Origin of the sequence: Mycolicibacterium tokaiense, assembly GCF_010725885.1 — a bacterium.
GTDB lineage: Bacteria > Actinomycetota > Actinomycetes > Mycobacteriales > Mycobacteriaceae > Mycobacterium > Mycobacterium tokaiense.
In genome coordinates this window covers 1,215,862-1,238,850 of sequence record NZ_AP022600.1, presented here as the reverse complement: position 1 = coordinate 1,238,850, position 22,989 = coordinate 1,215,862, and the positions used below count along the sequence as shown (strand labels likewise).

The window sequence follows — 22,989 nt, the reverse complement described above, 5'->3', positions numbered from 1 at the left end:
ATGGCGTCCGCCGTGGGCCGCTGGCTGCTGCTACTCGTCATCGTCTCAGCGGTGTCGGCCGGCTTCATCCTGATCGCGCTGCCCACCCCGCTGCTGTTCGGCGGGTTGATCGGCGCACTCGCCTACGCCCTGGTCCGGGTCCGCGCCCCGCTGCGGCTGCCGAACTCCTTCTTCCAGGGCGGTCAGGCCGTGGTGGGTGTCATCGTGGGTTCGGTCATCGACTGGGGCACGCTGGCCGGCCTCGGTGCGCGCTGGCTCATCGTCCTGGGGATCTCGGCGTTCACCCTGATCCTGAGCGTGCTGGTGGGCACCCTGCTGGTCCGGCGGGGCGCCACCCCGGCCACCGCGGTGTTCTCTTCGATCGCCGGCGGCGCCATCGGTCTGACAGCCATGGCCGATGATCTGGGTGCCGATTCACGCGTGATCGCCGTGCTGCAGTACCTGCGGTTGCTGATCGTGCTGCTCACCATGCCGGTGGTGGTCACGCTGTTCTTCGGCGCAACCGATCAGGGTGTGAGCCTGTCCGGGGGATCCGGTGACTGGCGGGTGGACCTGACCTTTGTCGCCGCAGCGATCATCGGCGGTCTGCTGGTCGGCAGATTGCTCCATCTACCGTCTCCGGCCCTGTTGGGGCCGTTGATGATTGCTGCACTGCTGACTCTGGTGCCGTACTTCGCCCAGGCCGAAGTGCCCGTGGTGCTCGCCGGCCTGGGCTATCTGGCCATCGGTGTGCAGGTGGGCCTCAAGTTCACCCTGGCCGCCCTGTTGTCGATCGGGCGGATGGTGCCGTTGGCCATGCTGACCATCGTCGTCACCCTGCTGGGTTGCGCCGGGTTGGGCTGGATGCTGGCAGCCACCACCGACGCGACGCCGCTGGACGCCTACCTCGCCACCACGCCGGGCGGCATCTACGCCGTGATGGGCACCGCCGCGTCCACCGGTTCCGACGTCACGCTGGTGGCAGCCGCTCAGATCGTGCGGATGTGCATCGTGCTCGCCATCGCACCGTTCATCGCGGCCTACTTCCGCCGCCGCTCAGTCTGAGACCGACTGCAGCACCACGATCGCGCGGGCACCCACCTTCAGCGTGGCTTCGGCGGCCACCGGTTCGGCAGTCTCGTCGTCGGCGGCCGCGGCTGTGTCGATCACGGGCTGCCAACTCTTGCCGAATTCCGAGGGAGGAACCGTGAACTCGATGAGCTCGTGATGGGCGTTGAAGCACACCACGAAAGAATCATCGGTGACTCGCTGACCGCGGGGATCCAGATCCGGGATGCCGTGACCGTTGAGGTACACCGCCACCGACTTGCCGAAGCCGGAATCCCAGTCCTCGTCGCTCATCTCGGACCCGTCGGGACGGAACCAGGAGATGTCCGGCACTCCCGCCGACCCACGCTGGCGCACCGGTCTGCCGTTGAAGAACCGCCGGCGCCGGAACACCGGATGCTCGGCGCGCAACGCCGAGATCTTCTGGGCGAACTCCAACAACTCGGTGTCGGCCTCGGCCCAATTGACCCAGGTGATCTCGTTGTCCTGGCAGTAGCCGTTGTTGTTGCCGCCCTGGGTACGTCCCAGCTCGTCACCGTGGCAGATCATCGGCACACCCTGCGACAGCAGCAGTGTGGTCAGGAAGTTGCGCTGCTGCTGGGCCCGCAGCGCGTTGATCTCCGGATCATCGGTGGGACCTTCGGCACCGCAGTTCCACGACCGGTTGTGGCTCTCGCCGTCGTTGTTGTCTTCGCCGTTGGCTTCGTTGTGTTTCTCGTTGTAGGACACCAGGTCCCGCAACGTAAAGCCATCGTGGGCGATGACGAAGTTGATGGAGGCCACGGGTCTCCGAGCGGTGTGCTCGTAGAGGTCCGCCGAACCGGTCAAGCGCGAGGCGAACTCACCCAGGCTGGCCGCCTCGCCGCGCCAGAAGTCACGCACGGTGTCGCGGTACTTACCGTTCCACTCGGTCCACTGCGGGGGGAAGTTACCCACCTGGTAGCCGCCGGGTCCGACATCCCACGGTTCGGCGATGAGCTTGACCTGGCTGACCGTCGGATCCTGCTGCACGAGCTCGAAAAACGTGGACAGCTTGTCCACGTCGTAGAACTCGCGGGCCAGCGTGGACGCCAGGTCGAAGCGGAACCCGTCGACGTGCATCTCGGTGACCCAGTACCGCAGCGAATCCATGATGAGCTGCAGCGAGTGCGGATGTCCGACGTTGAGACTGTTGCCGGTGCCGGTGTAGTCCATGTAGTACCGCTTGTCGTCATCGACGAGGCGGTAGTAAGCGGCGTTGTCGATACCGCGCATCGACAGGGTGGGCCCCATGTGATTGCCCTCGGCGGTGTGGTTGTAGACCACATCCAGGATGACCTCGATGCCGGCCTCGTGCAGCGCCCGCACCATGGCCTTGAACTCCTGCACCTGACCACCGGGGGTGGAACTGCTGGTGTATTTCGAGTCCGGCGCGAAGAAGCCGATCGTGTTGTAGCCCCAGTAGTTCGACAGACCCTTGTCGATCAGCGTCGAGTCATTCGCGAAGTGGTGCACCGGCATCAGTTCAATGGCGGTGATACCCAACAACTTCAGGTGCTCGATGATCGCCGGATGGGCAATCGCCGCATAGGTGCCGCGCATGTAGTCCGGGATGTCGGGGTGAGTCTCGGTGAGCCCCTTGACGTGTGCCTCGTAGATGAAGCTGTCCGCGTACTCCCGCTGCGGCGGCCGGTCCACGCCCCAGTCGAAGTAGGGGTTGATGACCACGGACTTCGGCATGCTGGCCGCGGAGTCTTCGTCGTTGCGGCTGTCGGGCTCACCGAAGTTGTAGCCGAACAACGACTGGTTCCAGTCGAAGGAGCCGTCGATGGCCTTGGAGTACGGGTCCAGAAGCAGCTTGTTCGGGTTGCAGCGCAGCCCGGCGCCCGGGTCGTGGGGGCCGTGCACACGGAAGCCGTAGCGCTGCCCGGACTCGACACCGGGCAGGAAGCAGTGCCAGACAAACCCGTCGACCTCGGGCAGCGTGTACCGGGTCTCGGTGCCGTCCTCGTCGAACAGGCACAGTTCGACCTTCTCGGCTACTTCGCTGAACACGGCGAAGTTGGTGCCGGACCCGTCGTAGGTGGCGCCGAGGGGATAGGCCTTACCGGGCCACACCTCCTGGTCGGAGGCCGGGCTCACTTGTTGACTCGTTTGCACAGAGCGGTCATCGGAGTGAACTCCTCGCGTCGGGGTTGAGGAATTCAACTTATCCACTGGCCTTTCTGGTTGCACATCGGTGAGTTGTGGGGGTGAGCGTCATTCAGCGGCACGGTGCCGGCCGTGATACAGCGAGTCCGTGGTGCGTCCGGTTCCGCCGAATAACACCAGGCCAGGGTCGCCGAACAGGAGCATGTCGGAGGCGGCGGCCAAGCGGTCGACCCCGAGGACATCGGGTGTCGTGAGTGGTTCGGGTGTGGTGTTCGCCATGTCGCCTTCCTGGGTCGGTCCGGGCCACCGCGGCGTTGCAGTCGAGCAGGTCTATACCCCAAACCCGCCACCCGAAACTGACAACCAGGGCAATAAGCGGTCAGCCCGGTACGGCCTCGTGACCCGGCTGTCCCGGGGTGCGCTGATCCCGCTTCATCTCCGCCTCGAAGACGTGCGGGATGCCCTGCATGAGGTCGTGGCGCACGGCCCGCTAGTGGTCGCGGAACACCTGCCAGTACCCCTCGTCGAACTCCTCGACCACCTGGAACGTCCAGCGACCCGGCAACACATTGCGGCCCACCAGATCGGTGTCCAGCCGATCGGCGATGTCACCGTGGCCTGCCGCGCGCAGTTGTTCGCTGGCTTCCCCGGCCTGCAGATCGGCGTGTCCCATCAACTGGTGGAACGTGTAGAGCGCGCCGCGGGCGCGTTCGACGGTCTCCAGTGCCTCGGAGAGCTTGCCGACGGCTTCGACGGTGGCGTCGTCGACTCCGGCTGGTCGGCGGTCCAACCTGTCCTTTCCCATCGTCAGTCCTTCCTGGTGGCCAGTTGTGCGATACGGGTGGTGTCCAGGTGACGTAGCAGTTCCGCGGCGTCTTCGAAAACGGCCTCCGCCCCGGCCTCCTGCAGCTCGCCGCGGGACACCCCGCCCGACAGCAGTCCGATACAGGGCACACCGGCGCGGACGCACGCCTCCACGTCCCACACGGCATCGCCGACGAACACCGCCTGGTCGACCCCGACCCCGGCCCGGCGCAACGCGATGTCGACGATGCCGGGCTCGGGCTTGGCGGTCTCGACGTCTTCACCCGAGGTGACGGCCGAGAACACGTCCTCGCTGTCGAGTACCCGGCGCAGCAGTTCGAGCTCGTCCTCCGGCGCAGACGTGGCCAGCACCACCTGCAGGCCCAGCTCCGCCACCCGGTCGAGCAGCGCCCTGGCACCGGGCAGCTGCTTCAGCAGCGGCGCGGTCTCCTGGTAGAAGCGCGAATGCTGTTCCTTGAGCCGATCGGCGACGTCCGCGTCGACACCGCCCGCCAGCTCGCTCAACAGCGCGGAGCCATCCATGCCGATGCAGCGGTGCACCCGCCAGGCGGCGACGTCGAGGTGCTCCTCGGCGAAGGCCCGGGCCCAGGCGTGGACGTGCAGGTAGTTGGAGTCGACCAGAGTGCCGTCGATGTCGAAGAGAACCGCGGAGGAAGGCATCTGTCAGCGATACCCCGAAACTGTCCGTCCAGTGCGCGAAAATTTTTACAAACCAGCCGCAACGTAAAACCTGGCCCGACGAGGGCATTTGAGTTACTGACCGGTACCGGCGGTCCGGCTATTTGCTGGAAGCCCCTTGAAACGTCTCGCGAACAGTCCATACTCAGCACTGTGACGTCCTCGAGCGCCGTTGAAACCCCCGTCATCCTGGCCGCCAGCGACGAAGGTGGGGGTGCCGCGCTCGACCAGGTGATCGGGCTGTCCGTGGTGGCCGCGGTGGTCACCGTCGTCCTGGTCTGGATCGGGTATCAACACCGCGCCCGCAAGATCACCTGGCTCAACAGCACGGCCGACACGCTCGGCCACCGATTCAAGCGCCCGCCCTGGGTGGCCATGCAGATCTTCCTGTTCACCGGGACCCTGATCTGCGCGCTGTTCGGCTTCATCTGGGACGTCGGCCTGCACATCGGCAAGGGACGCGACGAAGGCCCGCTGGCCAACCCCGCCCACTACTTCATCCTGGTCGGGCTGTTCATGCTCTTCATCGCCGGCGCGCTGGCCTGCACCCTGCCCTACGACAAACCGGGCGCCGCCGCGGTGCGCATCACCCGGCACTGGTACGCCCCGGTCGGCGGGGTGCTGATGACGGTCTGCGGCTTGTACGCCCTGATCGGGTTCCCGCTCGACGACGTGTGGCACCGCATCTTCGGCCAGGACGTCACGTTGTGGGGGCCCACCCACCTGATGTTGATCGGCGGGGCCGGTCTGTCGCTGATCGCGGTGCTGTTCCTCGAATACGAGGGCCGCAAGGCGATGGGTCCGGACGCGCCCCCGGACGGTTGGGCCATCAAGTCGCTGCGCTATCTGTCCTTCGGCGGTCTGGTGATCGGCCTGTCGGTGTACCAGATCGAGTATGACTTCGGCGTCGAGCAATTCCGGTTGGTGTTGCAGCCCATGATGATCGGGGGCGCCGCCGCCTTGGCGCTGGTGGCTGCCCGGCTGGTGCTCGGACCCGGCGCGGCCATGGCCGCCGCGGTGTTGGCGATCGCCCTGCGGGGCGCCGTGGCGCTGGTGGTGGGCCCCATGCTGGGTGCGCCCATCAGCTGGTTCCCGCTCTACCTCGGCCCGGCGATTGCGGTGGAACTGCTGGCGCTGACCCCATTGATCAAGCGGCCCTTGCTGTTCGGTGCCGTCGGTGGCGCACTGGTGGCCACCGCAGGGCTGTGGCTGGAGTCGTTCTGGATCGCCGCCGTCTATCACTACCCGTGGCCGACCAGCATGTGGGGCGAAGCGCTGATGATGGCGGTCCCGGTGAGTGTGTTCCTCGGTCTGTGCGGAGCGATGGTGGGCATGGTGCTCACCGGCCGGCGGCTGCCCCGACCCGCGGCGGGCATCTCGATCGTGGTGCTCACGGTAGTGGTGCTCGGTGGTGCCGTGGCCAACGGTCTGCACTCGACGGTGCCGGAGAACGCCACCGCCACCATCGCTTTGACCGACGCGCCCAGCGTCGGGGACCAGCGGATGGTGACCGCCGACGTCCGCATGAACCCACCCGATCTGGTGAGCGAGAACCCCGAGTGGGTATCGATCCTGGCCTGGCAGGGCGGACTGGCCAACGAACGCGGCCTGATCATCGACCGCCTCGAGCAGGTGGGGCCCGGCCACTACCGCTCCACCCGCGCTGTCCCGGTCTCGGGAACCTGGAAGACGCTGCTGCGGGTGCAGGACGGCAGGACCATGGCCGGGGTGCCCATCTTCCTGCCCGCAGATCCGGGCATCGGTGCCGAAGGTATGCCTGCAGAAGCGAATTCGACCCGCGATTTTGTTCCGGAGATCACCATCCTGCAGCGGGAACGCAACTTCGAACACCCGTCGTGGTTGTTCAGTGCCGCATCGCTGGTGGTGCTGGCATGCACGCTGGCCTTGATCGCCGCTCTGACCTGGGGTGGTGGCCGGATCAACCGGGCCGATCCGCAGACGGTGGCCCAGGATGATCCCGGACCGAAGGTGCAGCCGACCCGCTGATGCAGATCACCTACCTCGCCGACCACACCCTGCTGTTGGCGCTGCCCGCCCTGTTGCCCGCGGTGATCGTCGCCGGAGTGGTGGTGTTCATCGCGGTGCGCGACCGCAGGCAGGGCCCGGACCCCGACGCCGAACCCACCGAAAGTGATTGATGTACCGACTCTGCGGATTGACCATCGCTGCCGTCGTCCTGGCGGGGTGTTCCTCGGCCCCCGAAGCTCCGCCGCCGTCACCTGAGAGTTCGTCGGCCCCCGCGGCTGCCGCGGAGGTGGGGCCGGTCCTCGACATCACCATCGCCGGTGGCACCGTGACGCCCACCAACGGTGAGCTCGAGGCGCGGGTGGGGATGCCCATCACGCTGGTGGTCAGTAGCGACGTGGCCGACGAATTGCATGTGCATGCCGTGCCCGAGCACACCTTCGACGTGGTGCCGGCGGCGGGGCAGTCCTTCCAATTCACCGTCGACGTGCCCGGTCGCGTCGAGGTCGAACTGCACGAGGCGCACCGCACGGTGGTGACCATCCAGGTCCGTCCGTGACCGAGACCACCGTGCTCGCCCATGGGCTCGGTGGCTCGACGGATCTTCCCATCCCGCCGACGTTCGCCCTGATCGGCGCCGCATGGGCGCTGACGCTGACCTTCGCTGTCATCGCGTTCGCCTGGCGCACAGCACGATTCGACCCCGCCACCCCGGGCCGTGAACTGCCACGGGTGACGGCGTTGACCGACAGCCCGGTGGCCCGCCGGACCGTGGGCGGGGTGGCGCTCGCACTGACAGTCTGGGTGCTGGTGCTGTCCGCGACCGCCGACAACCCGCTGCCCGGGGTGTTCTACGTGCTGCTGTGGGTGGGGCTGCCGGTGGCCTCGGCGGTGTCCGGTCCGCTGTGGCGGGTGCTCTCACCGGTGCGGACGGTGTGGTCGATGGTGCCGCGCACCCGCGCGCGCCCGTACCCCGACGGGTGGGGGTACGTCCCGGCCGCGGTCGGTCTCTTCGCGTTCGTCTGGCTGGAACTGGCCAGCCCCGACCCGGGTTCGGTACCCGCGATCCTGGTGTGGCTGGGCTGCTACGCCGTGGTGATGGTGGCCGGAGCCGCCGGATTCGGACCGCGCTGGTTCGCCCGGGCCGATCCGTTCGAGGTGTACAGCGTGGCGGCCTCCCGGCTCTCGCCGCTGCGTCGCGGCCCCGCAGGCGCCGTGGTGATCGGCAACCCTTTCCACCACTTGCCGTCGCTGCCGGTACGTCGCGGCACGGTGACGGTGCTGGCGGTGCTGCTGGGTTCCACGGCATTCGACAGCTTCTCGGCGATGCCCGCCTGGCGCGGTGTTGTCGACGGTCTGGGTGGTGGGGTCTGGGTGGGCGCGGCGGTGCGCACCGTGGGCCTGGCGGTGTTCGTCGCCGTGGTGGGCGTGAGCTTCTGGGCCGCGGCACGGGCCACCGGGGGGATGGACGCCGCGGGCCGCCGGTTGCTGCCCGGGCAGCTGGCCCACTCGTTGATTCCCATCGTGCTCGGTTACGTTCTGGCGCACTATCTTTCGTATCTGGTAGAGCGCGGCCAGCAGACGCTGATCCTGCTCCTGGCGCCCCTCGGTGTCACCTGGGACGTGGCGTATGTGCTCTCCGAGCACCCGGCAGTGCTGGCCACCGTCAAGGTCGCCTGCGTGGTGCTCGGGCACATGGCCGGTGTGGTGGCCGCCCACGACGCGGCTCTGCGCCTGCTGCCCCAGGGCCACCAGCTCACCGGGCAGCTGGCCATGATGCTGGTGATGGTGGCCTATACGTTCACCGGGTTGTACCTGCTCTTCGGCGGGTGACCCGGGGGGCGGTGGCCAGCACTGCGAGCGCCTCGGCGGTGTGGTTGCAGAATTCCTCGCGGTCGACCAGACCCCGGGTCATCGCCCGGGTGACGGTGGCGGCCACCAGGAAGTCGAACACCGCATCCGCCCGGGTGATCCGAAGCGGTCGGGGAAGTTCAGCCAGAGTGGGAGCCAGCAGGCCGGTCAGGGCATGGCGCACGTCGAGTTCAGAGCGCACCACCAGGCGTTCGTAGAGGTTCTCGTCGCGGTGGTAGGCCGTCAGCAACCCCGGCAGCGCCGCACGGGTGACCGGATGGGCCAGCCAGTCCAGGAACATCGCCACCCAGGCCCGCAGATCGGCCCGCAGGTCGCCGGTGGGCGCGGGCAGCGGCGTGGGATGGGCATGCCCGAAGGCCGCCTCCTCCACCAGGGACTCCTTGGTGGCCCAGCGCCGGTAGATGGTCGGGGCGCCGACCCCCGCCCGTCGGGCGATCGCGATCACGGTGGTGCCCTGATACCCGGCCTCCACCAACAGCTCCCGGGTGGCCCGGATGACGGCGACGTCCTTGTCCGGGTCCCGCGGACGGCCCGCAGCGGGCTGCCGTCGGACCGTCATCGGCCAAACCCTACCGGTGGAGGGCAACGTCGCTTCTGGGAGAATCGCCCGGTGTCGTCCACCGAACGTGCAACGTTCCCGCTCGGGATGGCACTGCTGGTGGCTGCAGCGTTCTTCATGGAGATCCTCGACGCCACCATCATCACCCCGGCCATCCCGCTGATCGCCGAGTCGCTCGGTGTCGAGCCGGTGGACGTCAACGTCGCGATCTCGGCGTATCTCGTGACGGTGGCGGTCCTGATTCCCGCCACCGGCTGGATGACCGACAGATTCGGCATCCGGCGGGTATTCCTCGGCGCCATCGTGGTGTTCACCCTGGCGTCGATCGGCTGCGCGCTCAGCGTCTCGCTGCCGATGTTGGTCGGGATGCGGATACTGCAGGGCATGGGCGGCGCGATGATGGTGCCCGTCGGACGGCTCGCGGTGTTGCGCTACAGCGACAAGCTGGACCGGGTGCGGGCCATCGCGCTGCTCACCTGGCCGGCGCTGGCTGCTCCCGTGGTCGCCCCGGCGCTGGGTGGCGCCATCGCGACGGTGGGGTCGTGGCGGTGGATTTTCGTGGTCAACATCCCCATCGGCGTCGTGGGATTTCTGCTGGCGCGCAAGCTGATCCGCGGTGGGCCCGCCGAGATGACGCGGCCGCTGGACTGGCGAGGCCTGCTGACCCTGGGTGCCGGTATCGCGGCGGGGTTGATCGCGCTGGAGAGCATCCGGGTGTCAGGGACCAACTGGCTGCTGGTGGCCTGCGGGGGTGCTGCCGCCGTCGTCCTGCTGGCGGTGGCGGTGTGGCATCTGCGCCGGGCTGCAGACCCGTTGATCCGGTTCGGGGTGCTGAGGTTCCGGTCGCTGCGCATCACCGTCACCGCCGGCGCGTTGTACCGGATGGTGATCACGTCGGTGCCTTTCCTGTTGCCGCTGCAGTTCCAGCTGGTGTTCGGCTGGTCGCCGTTCACGGCGGGGTTGATGGTGGCGGCGCTGTTCGTCGGCAACCTGACCATCAAGCCCATCACCACACCGCTGATGCGCCGATTCGGTATCAAGCGGGTGCTGCTGGTCAACGGTGTGCTGTCGGTCGGCTGGTTCGGACTGCTCGCGCTGCTGGGGCCGGCCATGCCGATCTGGCTGATCGTGCTGATCCTCTACGTCAGCGGGGCGCTGCGGTCGGTCGGCTTCACCGCCTACAACACGCTGGCCTTCGCCGACGTCGAGGGCGATGACCTCACCCACGGCAACACCCTGAACGCATCGGTGCAGGAGCTGGCCGCGGGCGTGGGTATCGCCGTGGCGGCGCTGCTGCTGGGCCAGCTGTCCCCGCTGTTCGATGGTGATCTGGGCATGGCCTACCGCTGGACGTATGTGGTGTTGGCCGGGTTGCTGGCGATCACCCTGATCGAGACCGTCCGGTTGCCGCGGGCTGCCGGCGCCGAGATCAGCGGGACCCGGATCACACGCAGTTAACCTCGACAGAGTGCCCCGAAACTATGCCACCGCTGACCAGGTGGACCTCGCGCAGCTGCTGGAGTTCGTCACTCCGCGGCACCGCATGGTCCTGACCACCTTCCGCGCCGACGGACGCCCGCAGAGCTCGCCGGTGACCGGCGGGGTGTACGACGGGAAGCTGGTGATCTCGACCTACCCGCAGCGGGCCAAGGCCGCCAACGTCCGCCGCAGCGGCACCGCCAGCGTGGTGGTGCTCTCCGACGACTTCAACGGCCCGTATGTGCAGGTGGACGGCGATGCCGAGGTGATCGACCTGCCGGAGGCGGTGGAGGCGCTGGTGGACTACTACCGCGCCATCGCCGGCGAGCACCCCGATTGGGATGAATACCGCCAGGCCATGCGCGACCAGGGCAAGTGCCTGATCCGGGTGACTCCGACACGGTGGGGCCCCGTGGCGACGGGCGGCTTCCCGCCGGTCGACGATCCCTGGGGGTCCCCCCAGCGAAGCGAGGGGGAGGGACGAGGGTGAGGGAGGGCCGGCGGCAAACTGCGGGCCCGCCGGAGAGATGATCCGCCGGAGACGGGATCAGCGTCTGAGCTGCTCGAGCCGTTCGCGTAGCTCCACGATCCGTGCTGCGGCGGTCAGCCCGGCCGCCTCGGCGTCGGCGTAGGCGCGTTCGGCGTCCTGGAGCGTCTTCTCGGCCGCCCGCAGCCTGCGCTGTGCCTCGTCGTGCGCGGTGCGCGCCGCGGCCAGGTCGGTGTGGCGGCGGCGCAGCTGCTCGTCGGCGTCCCTCTTGGTCTGGCGGGCCTCGGTCATCTGTGCCCGGGTCTGTTCCCGCTCGCGGCGGCGGTGGTCGGTCGGATCCGCCGTCCTCGGCGGGGCGGTTTTCGCCCGCGCCGGTGCATTCCGCGGTGGCTTCTTGGCAGCCGGTGCCTTGGCAGTGGACATCCCGACGCCGAAACCCGACCACTGCTCGGCCTTGACCAGGGTGCCCAGGCGGTCGGCCACCTCAGGGTCGGCGATCGCGGCCTGCAGCGTCGAGGTCACGTCGTCACGCAGCGCTGCCGACGGCCGGCTCACCTGCGCCGCGCGCAGGGCCTGGGTGGTCAGCTCGCCGACCAGGGCGCGCTGCCGGGCAGACAGCGCGCGGATCTGCTCGCCGTCCATCGCGGCGTGGGCGTCGCGCAGCGCCCCGGTCAGCTCGCGCAACCGCTCCCGCACCCCGGGATCCTGGTGTACCAGGGTGTTGATCACCCAGGCTGCGGTGGTGGGCTTGCGGGCGGCCTTCAGTGCCGCGGCCGCGGCGGTGTCGCCGCGCTTGTTCGCCTCGGCGGCCAAGCTGGCGCGCAGTGCGGTGAACTCCTCGGGTCGAGCCCGGTACAGCTCGTCGAGCATGCCCACCATCATGGCGCGCAGGCTTAACCTGGCAGGTGATGGCGCTCGATTTCACCAAACTGAAGCTCCGGCAGCGCGACGGCGTGACGTGCGGACCCAGCACGGCTATCGTCGCGGCGGCCATGCTGGACGAGGGGTATGCCGCGCGGCTGGAACAGGCGGGGTGGTTCGAGGCCGAGCAACAGAGCCTGCACCGCCAGCTCAACGCGGTGTGGCCGCGCGCCCTGGGCACCACCCCGCTGGGCATGGTCACCGCGCTCAACCGGCACAGCGGCGCGGTGCGCTACCGGTGGACGTCGCGCTTCGATGCGGTGCCCGCGGCCGTGGCGCAGGGCTGGCCGGTGCCGATGTTGCTGGGCAAGGTGATCCCGCGGCATTGGGTGCTGCTGATCGGGTCCGAGGCTGGTCGCTACCGGATCTACGACCCCGGGCACGGCGACGTGTTGCTGGCCGGCGCCGGGGAATTGCGTGGGGGGCTGGGTTTCCCGCAGGTTTTCGGCTATGTGGTGCCGCAGCTCTAGCGGGTATGCGCGCGGCTGACCAATGCCGCGGCCGCGGTCACGGCGGTCTCGGTGATGGACCGGATCTCCTCACCGCGTTCCATCGTGTCGGCGGTCAGCTCGCGCAGGCCGCCGAAGAGCACCAGGGCCAGCCGTCGGGTCACCGGCTCGAAGTTGGCGCGCACGAAACCGGGGGTGTTGGTCAGGTCCATCAACATGCCGGTGAGTCGTTCCATGGTGCGACGCTGTACGGGGCGGGCGCGGTCGCCGAGGGCCGGGAACTCGCGGATCCACGCCAGCCAGATCGCCGGCCGCGACTCGATGGTGGCGACGTAGGAGCCGACGGCCTGCTCCACCTGGGCGTGCCAGTGCCCCTCCGGGTCGACAGTGGACAGGATGTCGCTGATCATCCTGGCGTTCTCGATCTCGAGCAGCTCGAGCAGGCAGTCGTCCTTGTTGCCGAACTGGTCGTAGAAGGTGCGCTTGGAGGTGCGGGCATGCCGCACGATGTCGGCCACCGTGGTCTCCCGGTAGCCCTTCTCCTCGATGGAGGCGGCCAGCCCGTCGAGCAGACGGGACCGGAACGGGTCGCCGCCGTCGGCGGAGGTGTGCAACGGGTCGTCGGCGGCCACCGCACCATCCTCCCGCATTCCGGTCGCGAACGGATCGAGGTTGTTGCGAATCCTGGTACCACCCAGTACCGTCGGTATCATGAAGTGGTACGGAGCGGTACCGCGACCAGCGAAGGGGAGTGGATCTCCATGACGGTGCACACCGATCACATCGACGCGGCCGCACTGCCCGTCCCGCCGGTGGCCCGGGCCCCGAGGGCGCTGCAGGGCATCGGCTACGCCCTGTTCCGCAGACAGACCATCGCTCTGCTCGCCAACCGGCACGGTCACGTGTTCACCATCCGCATCCCCGTCTTCGGGAACATGGTGGTGGTCACCGACCCGGCCCTGGCCAAGCAGGTCTTCACGGCCAGCACCGAGGACCTGGGCAACATCCAGCCCAACCTGAGCCGCATCTTCGGCCCCGGATCGGTGTTCGCCCTCGAAGGTGCCGAACACCGCCGGCGCCGCAAGTTGCTCACGCCGCCTTTCCATGGCAAGGCCATGAAGAACTACGAGCGCATCGTCGAAGAGGAGACTGTCCGCGAGGCGGCCACCTGGCCCGACGGCCGCGAATTCGCCACGCTCGAGCCGATGATGCGCATCACCTTGAACATCATCCTGCGCGCCATCTTCGGCGCCGAGGGCGCCAATCTCGAGACGCTGCAACGCATCATCCCGCCCTGGGTCACTCTCGGCTCCCGGCTGGCCGTGCTGCCCACGCCCACGCGCGACCTCGGTAGGTGGACGCCCTGGGGCCGGCTCGCGGCCTACCGGCGGGAGTACAACGCAGTGGTGGATCAACTGATCGACCGGGCTCGGCGCGATCCCGCCCTCGACCAACGCACCGACGTCCTGGCGCTGCTGTTGCGCAGTACCTATGAAGACGGAACGCCGATGTCGCGCAGCGAGATCGGCGATGAGTTGCTGACTCTGCTCGCGGCCGGCCACGAGACCACGGCGTCGACGTTGGCCTGGGCATTCGAGCGGGTCTCCCGGCATCCGGCGGTGCTGCGCCGGCTGGTCGACGAGGCCCAGGCCGGCGGTGACGAGTATCGCCAGGCCGTCATCCTGGAAGTGCAGCGCAACCGGACCGTCATCGACTTCGCCGGCCGGCATGTGCTGGCGTCTGATTTCCGGTTGGGCGATTTCCGGGTCCCGCAGGGATATTCGGTGTCCGTGGCGATCGGACAGGTACACGGCGACGCCGCTGAGTTCCCCGATCCGGAACGCTTCGACCCGGATCGTTTCCTGGGTAAGCGTCCGAACACGTTCGCCTGGGTGCCCTTCGGTGGTGGCACGCGCCGCTGTGTGGGGGCGGCCTTCGCCACCATGGAAATGGACGTGGTGCTGCGAACGGTGTTGCGCGACTTCGCTATCGAGACCACCAGTCAACCCGGAGAGAAGTGGCACTCCCGCGGGGTGGCGTTCACCCCGAAGAAGGGTGGCCGAGTGACTCTGCGTCGGCGCTGAGCCTCAGGGGCGGGGCGGGAAGGCGCGCCGGGCGACCATGCTCAGCACCAGAGACATGGCTATCAGAGTCACCGCCACCCACGGCAGCCAGGACGGGCCCAGTGTCGGCAGTACCGCCGCGCCCAGTGCGGAACCCCCGGCGATCCCAATGTTGGCCGTCGAATTCACCCATGCGCCAGCCATTTCCGGCGCTACCGCGTGGGTGCGCACCGCGCAGGCCTGGTAGATCAGCGGAACGCCGCCGAATGCACCGTTCCACACCGCAGCGGCCACCACCATAGCGATCAGGGCCGGGTAACCCAGCCCGAACGCGGCGACCGCCAGGACCACCACGGCCAGTGTTGCCGCGGTGCTCCGGCGCGGTGCGTGATCCAGCCCGCGGCCGGTGAGCCACAACCCGATCAGCCCGCACGCACCGCAGATCAGCAGGATCGGCCCCACCAGCGCGGGCGACGCACCGGCGCCCAGGAGCAGCACGCTGATGTAGGTATACACCGTGAACTGCCCGAGATAGGTCACCGTGTTGGCGGCCGCCACCGCGCCCAGGTCTCGCCGCCGGCCGGCTTGCCGGCCCGCGTGCTCGTCGGCGCCGGAGTCCACGGCGGGCAGCAGTCGGATCAGCAGCAGCAGGGTCACACCGGCCAGCACCGCCAGCAGTCCGAACGACAGCCGCCACCCGACTGCGGTACCCAGCGATGTCGACACCGGCACGCCGAGAACAAATCCCGCAGATGCGCCGCCGGTGGCGATGGACAGCGCCCGGCCCACCTGGGAGCGGACCACCAGTCGGGGCACGTAGCCGATGCACAGCGAGAAGAACAGGGCGTGGGTGATGCCGCCGATGACGCGGCCCGCGGCCAGGACGGCGAAGGTGGGGGCCAGTGCCACCACCAGGTTGCTGGCCAGGTAGCCGAACACCGTCGCCAGCAGCAGCGGCTTGCGCGGGAGGCGGGTGGTGAGCAGGGTCAGTGGAACCGACAGTGCGGCCACCATGACGGCGTACAGGCTCACCAGCAGTCCGGTGGTGGCCTCGGAGGTACCGAAGGTGGCACCGATGGCAGGCAACAGTCCGATGGGCAGCACCTCGGTGGTGACGGCGAGGCAGGACGCCAATGCCAGGGCCAGCAGCGCGGGCAGCCGGGAGCGCAGGCCGGCAACGGCGGAACCTCCCACAGCGGTCACCGATGTGAATATACTCAGCGTCTGAGTTTATTCAACCGCGAGGGGGCCGGGGATGGACGCACGCGCAGCCGAGCAACTCCGGTGGTTCGGTGGTGCCCAGCTGTTGGCCCTGGTGCGCGCGGATCCCGGGATCACCCGGGCGGCGGCGGCGTCGCGACTGGGCATCGGCAGTGGCGGAGCCACCGACCTGGTGGCCCGCCTGCGCCGGGCTGCACTGCTCGACGAGATCCCTGCGCCCGCCCGGGGCCGCGGCCGCCCCACCACCGTGTTGACGCCGCACGCCGCCGGCCCGCTGGTGCTGGCCGTCGAGGTGGGGGCCGCCACGTGGCGGCTGGCCCGGGCGGGGCTGGACGGACTCCACGAGGTGGCGGATGAGGGGGAGCACTCCGGGACGCGGCTGTCGCACCTGTTGGCCGAGCTGCGCGACGCGGTGGGGCAGGCGTACCGGCAAGCTCCGCAACGGATCGCCGCGGTGTCGGTATCGGTGGCCGGCACCGTCAGCGGCACCCGGCTGGTGCAGTTCACCACCAGGGGCTGGAACGACGTCGAGCTGTCGGTACTCACCGACAGCCTGCCGGTCCCCATGTTGATCGGCAATGACGCCACCCTGGCCGGTCTGGCCGAGGCGCGCACCGGGGCCGCACGCGAGGCAGGAACCGCGCTGCACCTGATGGTGGCGGTGGGCCTCGGCGGGACACTGGTGGTCGACGGTGTGCCCGTCGCCGGTGCCCACGGCGCGGCCGGAGAGTACGGCCACATCCCGTTCGGCGACCCGGACCTGGTGTGCCCCTGCGGCGCCCGCGCCTGCTGGGACCTGAGCGTCGACGGGCGTGCGCTGGCTCGCCATCTCGATGACCCGGTGCCGGCGGACCCCGTCGCCTACGCGCACCGGCTCCTGGCAGAGGGCCCAACCGCCCGCACGGCGGCAGCATTCACAACAGTGGCCACCGCCCTCGGCGCCGGGATCGGTGGGTTGGTCAACCTGCACGACCCCGACGTGGTGACCCTCGGAGGGGTGGCGGTCGGAGTGCGCGCCGCAGCGCCCACGGCCTTCGACCAGGCCTACCGCGGCGGTCTGATGTCATTCCGGAAGCCGGCGGCGCCGCCCGTGCTGGACGGCGCCCACGGCGACGAGGGCCCGCTGCGGGGCGCCGTCCTGAACGGCCTCGATCACATCACCACCGAGGCCGCTCTGGCGCAGTGGGCGCGGACCCACTCCGGCTGATCAGGCGTTCTGCGGAGCCCGCTTCGGCAGCTTCCAGCCGGCCCGCGGGAAATGGCAGGTGTAGCCGTTGGGGTAGTGCAGCAGGTAGTCCTGATGTTCCGGCTCGGCCTCCCAGAAGTCACCGGCCGGCGTCACCTCGGTGACCACCTTGCCCGGCCACAGGCCGGAGGCGTCGACATCGGCAATGGTGTCCTCGGCCACGCGCTTCTGCTCGTCGTCGAGGTAGAAGATCGCCGACCGGTAGCTCGAACCCACGTCGTTGCCCTGCCGGTCCTTGGTGCTCGGATCGTGGATCTGGAAGAAGAACTCCAGCAGCGCGCGGAAGTCGGTTTGCGCCGGGTCGTAGACGATCTCGATCGCCTCGGCATGCCCCGGATGGTTGCGGTAGGTCGGGTGGTCGTTCTTCCCGCCGGTGTACCCGACGCGGGTCGACACCACCCCGGGCTGCTTGCGGATCAGATCCTGCATGCCCCAGAAGCAGCCGCCCGCCAGAATCGCGGTCTTGTGCGTCGTCGAAGTCACTGCGCGTCCTCCTTGAACAGACTGATGTACTGGCCGTAGCCCCGGGCCTCGAGGTCGTCGAGGTGGATGAACTCGAGCGAAGCGGAGTTGATGCAGTAGCGCAACCCGCCCTGGTCCTTCGGGCCGTCCGGGAACAGATGGCCCAGGTGGCTGTCGCCGCCCGCGGAGCGCACCTCGGTGCGGATCATGAAGTGGCTCAGGTCGCGCTTCTCGATGACGTTCTGCGCCTCGATCGGACGGGTGAAACTGGGCCAGCCGCTCCCGCTTTCGAACTTGTCGACCGACGCGAACAGCGGCTCACCGCTCACCACGTCGACGTAGATCCCGGGCTCGTGATTGTCCCAGTACTCCCCGGTGAACGGCCGCTCGGTGCCGTTCTGCTGGGTGACGTGGTACTGCTCGGGGGACAGCGCCGCGACGGCCTGCGGGTCCTTGTTGTACGTGCGTGTCATGGGGTCCTTCCTCCCTGTGCCCTTCAATAACCTCAAGTCGAATTGAGATAATCCCGATCTGCGGTGATGTGGTCTCGACAAACACAGTTGGAACATGTTCTAGTTCTGGTTGTGGAGGCTGTCTCTTCCCTGTTTACCCGCGATGAACTCCGAGCCGCATTCGCCGAGTTCGAAAAGACGGTTGACCAGGCCGCCCGCACCCAGGACTGGGACGCGTGGGTGGCGCACTACACCGACGACGTGACCTACGTCGAACACGCGGCGGGCACCATGCACGGTCGCGAGCAGGTGCGCGAGTGGATCTACCGCACCATGACGGTCTTCCCGGGCAGCTACATGACGTCGTTCCCCTCGTTGTGGACCGTGTACGACGAGCCCACCGGCCGGGTGATCTGCGAACTGGACAACCCGATGCGCGACCCGGGCGACGGCACCGTCATCAGCGCCACCAACATCTCGATCGTCACCTACGCCGGCGACGGCAGGTGGTGTCGTCAGGAGGACATCTACAACCCGCTGCGGTTCGTCAAGGCCAGCCTGAAGTGGTGCCGCAAGGCGCGTGAGCTGGGCACCCTTGACGACGAGGCGGCGGCGTGGTTCGAGAGACACTCATGACCGCTCTGGTCATCGGTGCCAACGGATTCCTCGGCTCGCACGTCACCCGCAAGCTGGTCGAGCGCGGCGACGACGTGCGTGTCATGGTCCGGGCCACCGCCAACACCGTCGCCATCGACGATCTCCCGGTCACCCGGTTCGTCGGCGACATCTTCGATCTCGACACCGTGCGCACCGCCATGGACGGCTGCGATGTCGTGTACTACTGCGTGGTGGACACCCGCGCCTGGCTGCGCGATCCGGCACCGTTGTTCCGCACCAACGTCGAGGGGTTGCGCGGGGTGCTCGACGTGGCGGTGGCTGCCTCGCTGCAGAAGTTCGTGTTCACCAGCAGCTACGCCACGGTGGGCCGCAAGCGCGGACGGGTGGCCACCGAGGCCGACGCCATCGACCGCGGCGCGCTGACGGCCTATGTGCGGTCCCGGGTGCAGGCCGAGGACCTGGTGCTCGAGTACGCGAGTCGGCACGGTCTGCCCGCGGTGGCGATGTGTGTGGCCAGTACCTACGGCCGCGGCGACTACGGCATGACCCCGCACGGCGCCCTGATCGCCGGCACGGTGTTCGGCAAGATGCCGTTTGTCCTCGACAAGATCTCCCTGGAGGCCGTCGGCGTCGAAGATGCCGCCGAGGCCATGCTGCTCGCCGCCGAGCACGGTACCCCCGGCCAGCGGTACCTGATCTCCGAGCGGATGATCACCAACGCCGAGGTGGTGCGCCTCGCGGCCGCGGAGGCGGGGGTGGCCCCGCCCCGGCGCACCCTTCCGCTGCCCGTGCTGTGGGCGATGGCCGCGGCCGGCACCCTCAAGGCGCGACTGCGGGGCAGCGACGAACGGCTCACGCTGGAGTCGGTGCGGCTGATGCGGGCCGAAGCCCCGGTGGACTGCTCGAAAGCCCGCCGTGAGCTGCACTGGCAGCCGCGGCCGGTGCAGGATTCGGTGCGCGAGGCGGCCCGTTTCTGGGCGGACCTGCGCACGCAGCGCCGGCGTGCGCGCGCGGCGGACTAGCGCTCAGCGCGCTCCTTGAGCCGCTGCAGCGTCACCTGGATGTGCTCGGTGTTGGCGCCGCTGCGGTTGCGCACCCCGGTGGCCCGCTCGGCGACCCCGCGGAACCAGCGCGGTCTGCGGTCCCAGGCACTCTCGGTGACCCGGCAGCCGCCGTCGGCCTCGAGGATCTCGTAGCGCCAGTGAGCGACCGGGATCCCGTAACTCGAGACGTCGAACGCGAAGACCCGACCCGGCGTCGCGGCGGTGACGGTACAGGTGGTGGTCCAGGTGCGCCGGCCGTTGCGGTTCTTACCGGTGAACACCGCACCGGGGGTGGCCGCGGTGCCTCTGCGCCAGCGCATGGCGGTGGTTTCGGCCGCCAGGTCGGTGAGCACGTCGAGGTCGGTGACCAGGGCGTACACCGCCGCTGCGGGCGCATCGACCCCCACGGTGGCGCAGACGTCAGGCGCAGCGTTGTCCATCCCGGGAATGGTATCGGCCCGATGTGGTTGAAACGACTAACCTGAACCATCTCCAGGAGGTGACAGCATGGGTCAGCACAAGGTCCTGCAGCCCAACGCCGACCATCCCATCACCATCGAGCCCACCGCGGGCCATGTGGTGGTGCGGGTCAACGGCGCCGTGGTGGCCGACACCCGCTCGGCGCTCACCCTGCAGGAGTCCACTTACCCTGCGGTGCAGTACATCCCGATGACCGATGTGGTGCAGAGCGGGCTGCTGTGCACCACCACCACGACCTACTGTCCCTACAAGGGCATCGCCACCTACTACAGCGTGACCGCGGGTGACGCCGTGGTGGACGACGCCATCTGGGCCTATGAGCGTCCCCACCCGGCGGTCGCCGACATCGCCGGGCATGTCGCGTTCTACCCCGACAAAGCCGACATCAGCGTCACCGACGATTGACTCCGCTGGAGCGCACCGTCACGTTCGACGGACCCGTGAGCCTGGGCGCGACGCTGTTTCCCCTGCGCCGCGGTCCCGGTGACCCCACCTTCCAGGTGGCGGCCGACGGCGCGATCTGGCGTACCAGCAGGCAGGTCAGCGGGCCGGTGACCGCGCGCCTGACGCGCGTCGGGGTCGACACGGTGACCGCCCAGATGTGGGGGCCGGGCGCGGCGGAGTTCGCCGACGGGTTGCCCGCCTACCTGGGAGCCGACGACGATGTTTCCGATTTTGTGCCCACCCATCCCGTGGTGGCCGACTCGTGGCGTAAGGCCCGGCACTTGCGGCTGGGCCGCACCGGGCTGGTGCTGGAGGCGCTGATCCCCGCGGTGATCGAGCAGCGGGTACAGGGCGCCGACGCGTTCCGCGCGTTCCGGATCCTGGTCACCAAATTCGGCACCCCGGCGCCGGGTCCTGCGCCCGACCGCATGCGGGTCTTCCCGGAGGCCGACGTCTGGCGCCGCATTCCGTCCTGGGAGTTCCACCGGGCCAACGTGGACCCCGGCCGCGCCAGGACCGTCGTCGGTTGCGCGCAACGCGCGGATGCGCTGCAACGGCTGGTGACGCGGGCTCCCGAGGATGCGCGCGCGGCGATGACCTCGCTGCCGGGGGTGGGCGTCTGGACCGCAGCCGAGACCGCGCAACGCGCCTTCGGGGATCCTGATGCCCTGTCGGTGGGGGATTACCACCTCTGCAAGATGGTCGGGTGGACGCTGCTCGGTCATCCCGTGGACGACGAGCGGATGATCGACCTGCTCGAACCCATGCGCCCGCACCGCCACCGCGTGACCCGGCTGCTGTACGTCAGCGGTCATGCCCGTGAGCCGCGGCGTGGTCCACGGCTGTCGGTGCAGAACATCCGGGCGCTGTGAGACTTCGGGTTTTCGGATCCGGTCTGCGGGTACACCTGTCCCGATCAAGAAATACTTCAGGCCTAGGAGGTAACTGTGCCTAGCTTTACCGTGCCCGGAATGTCCGAAGCGGACGCCCGCAAGGTCACCGATCTGCTGCAGAAGCAGTTGAGCACGTACAACGATCTGCATCTGACGCTCAAGCACGTGCACTGGAATGTGGTGGGCCCCAACTTCATCGGTGTGCACGAGATGATCGATCCGCAGGTGGAGCTGGTTCGCGGCTACGCCGACGAGACCGCAGAGCGCATCGCCGCACTGGGAGCCTCGCCGCAGGGCACGCCCGGCGCCATCCTCAAAGACCGGACCTGGGATGACTACTCGGTGGGGCGCGACAATGTGCTCGCCCACCTCGCCGCGGTGAACTTGGTGTACGACGGCGTGATCGAGGACACCCGCAAATACATCGAAACCCTCGGTGACCTCGACCCCGTGTCGGAGGACATGCTGATCGGCCACTCCGCCGAACTCGAGAAGTTCCAGTGGTTCGTACGTGCCCACCTGGAGAACTCCGGCGGCGAGATCGTCACCGCCGGCGAGACCACCGAAAAGGGTGCCGCCAGCAAGGCCAAGGAGAAGGCCAAGAAGTAGCCGTCACACTCCAGTTTCGGGCCCGCGTCGCACGACGCGGGCCCGACTCGTGTGTCAGGTGGTGATGCGGTGCTCGACGACGCCGATGCCGTCGAGTTCCAGGCGGAGGCTGTCGCCGGGTTTCAGCCATCGGCCGGTCTCCATGCCGGACCCGCCGGCCAGCGTGCCCAGGCCGATCAGCTCACCGGGCAGCAACTGTTCGTCGCGGGAGAAGTGCATCAGCGCCTCCTCGGCCGACCACTGCAGCCCCGAGTAGTCGACCGTGCTCACGGTGTCGCCGTTGATGATCACCGAACCGGTCAGTTCGCCCAGTCGGGGCAGGACCTCGTCGGCCGTCACGGCGGTGTCCGACAGCGAGGTCAGAAAGTGCTTGGACTTCTGCGGCCCCAGCCCGGTGTTCATCTCGTCGCGCTGCACGTCACGCGCACTGAAGTCGTTGAGCAGCACGAAGGCGCCGATGGCGTCCCGTGCCTGGGCAGCGGTGGCGTCCAGCAGTGGCTTGGACAGAACAAAGCCCACCTCGAGCTCGAAGTCCAGGGCGGTGCTGTAGCTGGGGAAGCTCACCGGCGTTCCGGTAGGCACGATGGTCAGCGCGTTGGACATGTAGTAGATCGGCTGACGGTAGAACAGCTTCTTCGGCAGGAAAGCGGGAAACGTTCTGCGCGCCAGCTTTTCGAAGGTATTGGTGATGCGGGCGGTGCCCGGGTAGAAGGCATTGATCATGCCGCGCGCCGCGTCGACGCTGTGCTTCTCGGAGAGCAGACAGTCCCGGAACGACAACGGGGTGAACGGCAGCAGTGCGCTGGTCTGCTGCAGATGACGCCGGGCGGTGGCGAGCTCCCATTCGGCACTGAACGGTGTCGGGCCGACGGGGGACGCCGCGGTCTGCCAGCCGGCCTCCCCGAGCACCTCGGTGGTCACCACGTCGTCGGTCAGCACTCTGCGAAACTTCACTCCTCACCCTATCCCGCTGCCGCACCGTGACGGACCTGCGACTTTCCCGGCCTCCGCTAAGCTCGATGCCC

Annotated in this window: 26 protein-coding genes and 1 pseudogene; 15 read left to right on the top strand and 12 right to left on the bottom strand. The window is 68.5% G+C overall.

What is annotated here, in order from left to right; translation table 11 throughout:
- Positions 1-1,044, top strand: a complete 1,044-nt coding sequence (locus tag G6N58_RS05925) for an AbrB family protein (protein ID WP_115279379.1) — start codon at positions 1-3, stop codon at positions 1,042-1,044.
- On the opposite strand, the gene glgX is transcribed toward G6N58_RS05925, so the two are convergent.
- From glgX to G6N58_RS05905, 4 genes and pseudogenes are all read right to left on the bottom strand, one after another.
- Positions 1,036-3,168: a glycogen debranching protein GlgX gene (gene glgX, locus G6N58_RS05920; protein WP_115279380.1), complete on the bottom strand. Its 2,133-nt coding sequence runs from the start codon at positions 3,166-3,168 to the stop codon at positions 1,036-1,038. The genes G6N58_RS05925 and glgX overlap by 9 nt on opposite strands.
- A gap of 117 nt (positions 3,169-3,285) precedes the next feature.
- Entirely contained in the window at positions 3,286-3,456 is a 171-nt protein-coding gene (locus tag G6N58_RS05915; RefSeq protein WP_163907941.1) for a hypothetical protein, read from the bottom strand.
- A 100-nt stretch (positions 3,457-3,556) separates the two neighbouring features.
- Positions 3,557-3,982, bottom strand: a pseudogene (locus tag G6N58_RS05910) (hypothetical protein).
- Between the two features lie 2 nt (positions 3,983-3,984).
- The gene (locus tag G6N58_RS05905; RefSeq protein ID WP_115279381.1) at positions 3,985-4,662 is read right to left on the bottom strand and encodes an HAD family hydrolase; all 678 of its coding nucleotides are present in this window, start codon (positions 4,660-4,662) and stop codon (positions 3,985-3,987) included.
- A gap of 171 nt (positions 4,663-4,833) precedes the next feature.
- Here G6N58_RS05905 and G6N58_RS05900 point away from each other — a divergent pair, with 171 nt between their 5' ends.
- From G6N58_RS05900 to G6N58_RS05890, 4 genes are read left to right on the top strand one after another with little or no spacing between them, the layout of a single operon-like run.
- Positions 4,834-6,687: a hypothetical protein gene (locus tag G6N58_RS05900; RefSeq protein ID WP_232067747.1), complete on the top strand. Its 1,854-nt coding sequence runs from the start codon at positions 4,834-4,836 to the stop codon at positions 6,685-6,687.
- Positions 6,687-6,839, top strand: coding sequence for a hypothetical protein (locus tag G6N58_RS30440; RefSeq protein ID WP_170314329.1), 153 nt, complete (start codon positions 6,687-6,689; stop codon positions 6,837-6,839). Before G6N58_RS05900 ends, G6N58_RS30440 begins: the two co-directional genes overlap by 1 nt.
- Entirely contained in the window at positions 6,836-7,225 is a 390-nt protein-coding gene (locus tag G6N58_RS05895; RefSeq protein WP_435406160.1) for a hypothetical protein, read from the top strand. Before G6N58_RS30440 ends, G6N58_RS05895 begins: the two co-directional genes overlap by 4 nt.
- Positions 7,222-8,499, top strand: coding sequence for a hypothetical protein (locus tag G6N58_RS05890; protein WP_115279383.1), 1,278 nt, complete (start codon positions 7,222-7,224; stop codon positions 8,497-8,499). The genes G6N58_RS05895 and G6N58_RS05890 overlap by 4 nt, the downstream gene beginning before the upstream one ends.
- On the opposite strand, the gene G6N58_RS05885 is transcribed toward G6N58_RS05890, so the two are convergent.
- A complete protein-coding gene (locus G6N58_RS05885) occupies positions 8,468-9,097 on the bottom strand; it encodes a TetR/AcrR family transcriptional regulator (protein ID WP_115279384.1) in 630 nt (209 codons plus the stop codon). The two genes, G6N58_RS05890 and G6N58_RS05885, sit on opposite strands and share 32 nt — an antisense overlap.
- Before the next feature lie 87 nt (positions 9,098-9,184).
- Between G6N58_RS05885 and G6N58_RS05880 the strand changes: the two genes are divergently transcribed.
- Both G6N58_RS05880 and G6N58_RS05875 read left to right on the top strand, forming a co-directional pair.
- The gene (locus tag G6N58_RS05880) at positions 9,185-10,555 is read left to right on the top strand and encodes an MFS transporter (RefSeq protein WP_115281768.1); all 1,371 of its coding nucleotides are present in this window, start codon (positions 9,185-9,187) and stop codon (positions 10,553-10,555) included.
- A 10-nt stretch (positions 10,556-10,565) separates the two neighbouring features.
- Entirely contained in the window at positions 10,566-11,066 is a 501-nt protein-coding gene (locus G6N58_RS05875; RefSeq protein ID WP_115279385.1) for a PPOX class F420-dependent oxidoreductase, read from the top strand.
- 57 nt (positions 11,067-11,123) lie between these two features.
- On the opposite strand, the gene G6N58_RS05870 is transcribed toward G6N58_RS05875, so the two are convergent.
- Positions 11,124-11,933 carry a hypothetical protein gene (locus G6N58_RS05870; RefSeq protein WP_435406161.1) on the bottom strand — a complete coding sequence of 270 codons (810 nt, stop codon included), beginning with the start codon at positions 11,931-11,933 and terminating at the stop codon, positions 11,124-11,126.
- 38 nt (positions 11,934-11,971) lie between these two features.
- Between G6N58_RS05870 and G6N58_RS05865 the strand changes: the two genes are divergently transcribed.
- Positions 11,972-12,454 carry a hypothetical protein gene (locus G6N58_RS05865; RefSeq protein WP_115279386.1) on the top strand — a complete coding sequence of 161 codons (483 nt, stop codon included), beginning with the start codon at positions 11,972-11,974 and terminating at the stop codon, positions 12,452-12,454.
- Here the strand turns inward: G6N58_RS05865 and G6N58_RS05860 are convergent.
- Positions 12,451-13,083 (bottom strand): TetR/AcrR family transcriptional regulator, encoded by a 633-nt coding sequence (locus G6N58_RS05860; protein WP_115281772.1) that lies wholly within the window; start codon positions 13,081-13,083, stop codon positions 12,451-12,453. The genes G6N58_RS05865 and G6N58_RS05860 overlap by 4 nt on opposite strands.
- Before the next feature lie 111 nt (positions 13,084-13,194).
- Between G6N58_RS05860 and G6N58_RS05855 the strand changes: the two genes are divergently transcribed.
- A complete protein-coding gene (locus tag G6N58_RS05855) occupies positions 13,195-14,517 on the top strand; it encodes a cytochrome P450 (RefSeq protein ID WP_163907939.1) in 1,323 nt (440 codons plus the stop codon).
- A gap of 3 nt (positions 14,518-14,520) precedes the next feature.
- On the opposite strand, the gene G6N58_RS05850 is transcribed toward G6N58_RS05855, so the two are convergent.
- Positions 14,521-15,699 carry an MFS transporter gene (locus G6N58_RS05850; protein WP_163907937.1) on the bottom strand — a complete coding sequence of 393 codons (1,179 nt, stop codon included), beginning with the start codon at positions 15,697-15,699 and terminating at the stop codon, positions 14,521-14,523.
- 52 nt (positions 15,700-15,751) lie between these two features.
- Between G6N58_RS05850 and G6N58_RS05845 the strand changes: the two genes are divergently transcribed.
- On the top strand, positions 15,752-16,924 hold the full coding sequence (locus tag G6N58_RS05845; RefSeq protein WP_115279387.1) for an ROK family transcriptional regulator: 1,173 nt from the start codon (positions 15,752-15,754) through the stop codon (positions 16,922-16,924).
- On the opposite strand, the gene msrA is transcribed toward G6N58_RS05845, so the two are convergent.
- The gene (gene msrA / locus G6N58_RS05840) at positions 16,925-17,392 is read right to left on the bottom strand and encodes a peptide-methionine (S)-S-oxide reductase MsrA (protein ID WP_068920199.1); all 468 of its coding nucleotides are present in this window, start codon (positions 17,390-17,392) and stop codon (positions 16,925-16,927) included.
- A gap of 50 nt (positions 17,393-17,442) precedes the next feature.
- Positions 17,443-17,898 carry a peptide-methionine (R)-S-oxide reductase MsrB gene (gene msrB / locus G6N58_RS05835; RefSeq protein ID WP_115279388.1) on the bottom strand — a complete coding sequence of 152 codons (456 nt, stop codon included), beginning with the start codon at positions 17,896-17,898 and terminating at the stop codon, positions 17,443-17,445.
- Between the two features lie 111 nt (positions 17,899-18,009).
- Here msrB and G6N58_RS05830 point away from each other — a divergent pair, with 111 nt between their 5' ends.
- Both G6N58_RS05830 and G6N58_RS05825 read left to right on the top strand, forming a co-directional pair.
- Positions 18,010-18,513, top strand: coding sequence for a nuclear transport factor 2 family protein (locus G6N58_RS05830; protein WP_232067746.1), 504 nt, complete (start codon positions 18,010-18,012; stop codon positions 18,511-18,513).
- Positions 18,510-19,517, top strand: a complete 1,008-nt coding sequence (locus tag G6N58_RS05825) for an NAD-dependent epimerase/dehydratase family protein (protein ID WP_115279390.1) — start codon at positions 18,510-18,512, stop codon at positions 19,515-19,517. The genes G6N58_RS05830 and G6N58_RS05825 overlap by 4 nt, the downstream gene beginning before the upstream one ends.
- On the opposite strand, the gene G6N58_RS05820 is transcribed toward G6N58_RS05825, so the two are convergent.
- Complete coding sequence (locus G6N58_RS05820; protein WP_115279391.1) at positions 19,514-19,978, bottom strand: SRPBCC family protein; 465 nt, start codon at positions 19,976-19,978, stop codon at positions 19,514-19,516. The two genes, G6N58_RS05825 and G6N58_RS05820, sit on opposite strands and share 4 nt — an antisense overlap.
- Positions 19,979-20,045: 67 nt before the next feature.
- On the opposite strand from G6N58_RS05820, the gene G6N58_RS05815 reads away from it, so the two are divergent.
- The 3 genes from G6N58_RS05815 to G6N58_RS05805 all read left to right on the top strand — a co-directional run bounded on the left by G6N58_RS05815 (position 20,046) and on the right by G6N58_RS05805 (position 21,964).
- Entirely contained in the window at positions 20,046-20,423 is a 378-nt protein-coding gene (locus tag G6N58_RS05815) for a DUF427 domain-containing protein (RefSeq protein ID WP_068918988.1), read from the top strand.
- Complete coding sequence (locus G6N58_RS05810) at positions 20,420-21,334, top strand: DNA-3-methyladenine glycosylase family protein (protein ID WP_115279392.1); 915 nt, start codon at positions 20,420-20,422, stop codon at positions 21,332-21,334. Before G6N58_RS05815 ends, G6N58_RS05810 begins: the two co-directional genes overlap by 4 nt.
- 75 nt (positions 21,335-21,409) lie before the next feature.
- Complete coding sequence (locus tag G6N58_RS05805; protein WP_068918987.1) at positions 21,410-21,964, top strand: Dps family protein; 555 nt, start codon at positions 21,410-21,412, stop codon at positions 21,962-21,964.
- 54 nt (positions 21,965-22,018) lie between these two features.
- On the opposite strand, the gene G6N58_RS05800 is transcribed toward G6N58_RS05805, so the two are convergent.
- The gene (locus tag G6N58_RS05800) at positions 22,019-22,918 is read right to left on the bottom strand and encodes a fumarylacetoacetate hydrolase family protein (protein ID WP_115279393.1); all 900 of its coding nucleotides are present in this window, start codon (positions 22,916-22,918) and stop codon (positions 22,019-22,021) included.
- Positions 22,919-22,989 lie beyond the last annotated feature (71 nt).

Bases quoted from the DNA above. Each gene is read 5' to 3' on its own strand.
- G6N58_RS05845 (WP_115279387.1), top strand. From the start codon at position 15,752: ATGGACGCACGCGCAGCCGAGCAACTCCGGTGGTTCGGTGGTGCCCAG.
- G6N58_RS05905 (WP_115279381.1), bottom strand. From the start codon at position 4,662: ATGCCTTCCTCCGCGGTTCTCTTCGACATCGACGGCACTCTGGTCGAC.
- G6N58_RS05825 (WP_115279390.1), top strand. From the start codon at position 18,510: ATGACCGCTCTGGTCATCGGTGCCAACGGATTCCTCGGCTCGCACGTC.
- G6N58_RS05885 (WP_115279384.1), bottom strand. From the start codon at position 9,097: ATGACGGTCCGACGGCAGCCCGCTGCGGGCCGTCCGCGGGACCCGGAC.
- G6N58_RS05820 (WP_115279391.1), bottom strand. From the start codon at position 19,978: ATGGACAACGCTGCGCCTGACGTCTGCGCCACCGTGGGGGTCGATGCG.
- msrB (WP_115279388.1), bottom strand. From the start codon at position 17,898: ATGACACGCACGTACAACAAGGACCCGCAGGCCGTCGCGGCGCTGTCC.
- G6N58_RS05925 (WP_115279379.1), top strand. From the start codon at position 1: ATGGCGTCCGCCGTGGGCCGCTGGCTGCTGCTACTCGTCATCGTCTCA.
- G6N58_RS30440 (WP_170314329.1), top strand. From the start codon at position 6,687: ATGCAGATCACCTACCTCGCCGACCACACCCTGCTGTTGGCGCTGCCC.
- G6N58_RS05915 (WP_163907941.1), bottom strand. From the start codon at position 3,456: ATGGCGAACACCACACCCGAACCACTCACGACACCCGATGTCCTCGGG.
- msrA (WP_068920199.1), bottom strand. From the start codon at position 17,392: ATGCAGGATCTGATCCGCAAGCAGCCCGGGGTGGTGTCGACCCGCGTC.
- G6N58_RS05855 (WP_163907939.1), top strand. From the start codon at position 13,195: ATGACGGTGCACACCGATCACATCGACGCGGCCGCACTGCCCGTCCCG.
- G6N58_RS05865 (WP_115279386.1), top strand. From the start codon at position 11,972: ATGGCGCTCGATTTCACCAAACTGAAGCTCCGGCAGCGCGACGGCGTG.
- G6N58_RS05870 (WP_435406161.1), bottom strand. From the start codon at position 11,933: ATGCTCGACGAGCTGTACCGGGCTCGACCCGAGGAGTTCACCGCACTG.
- G6N58_RS05860 (WP_115281772.1), bottom strand. From the start codon at position 13,083: ATGCGGGAGGATGGTGCGGTGGCCGCCGACGACCCGTTGCACACCTCC.
- G6N58_RS05815 (WP_068918988.1), top strand. From the start codon at position 20,046: ATGGGTCAGCACAAGGTCCTGCAGCCCAACGCCGACCATCCCATCACC.
- G6N58_RS05880 (WP_115281768.1), top strand. From the start codon at position 9,185: ATGGCACTGCTGGTGGCTGCAGCGTTCTTCATGGAGATCCTCGACGCC.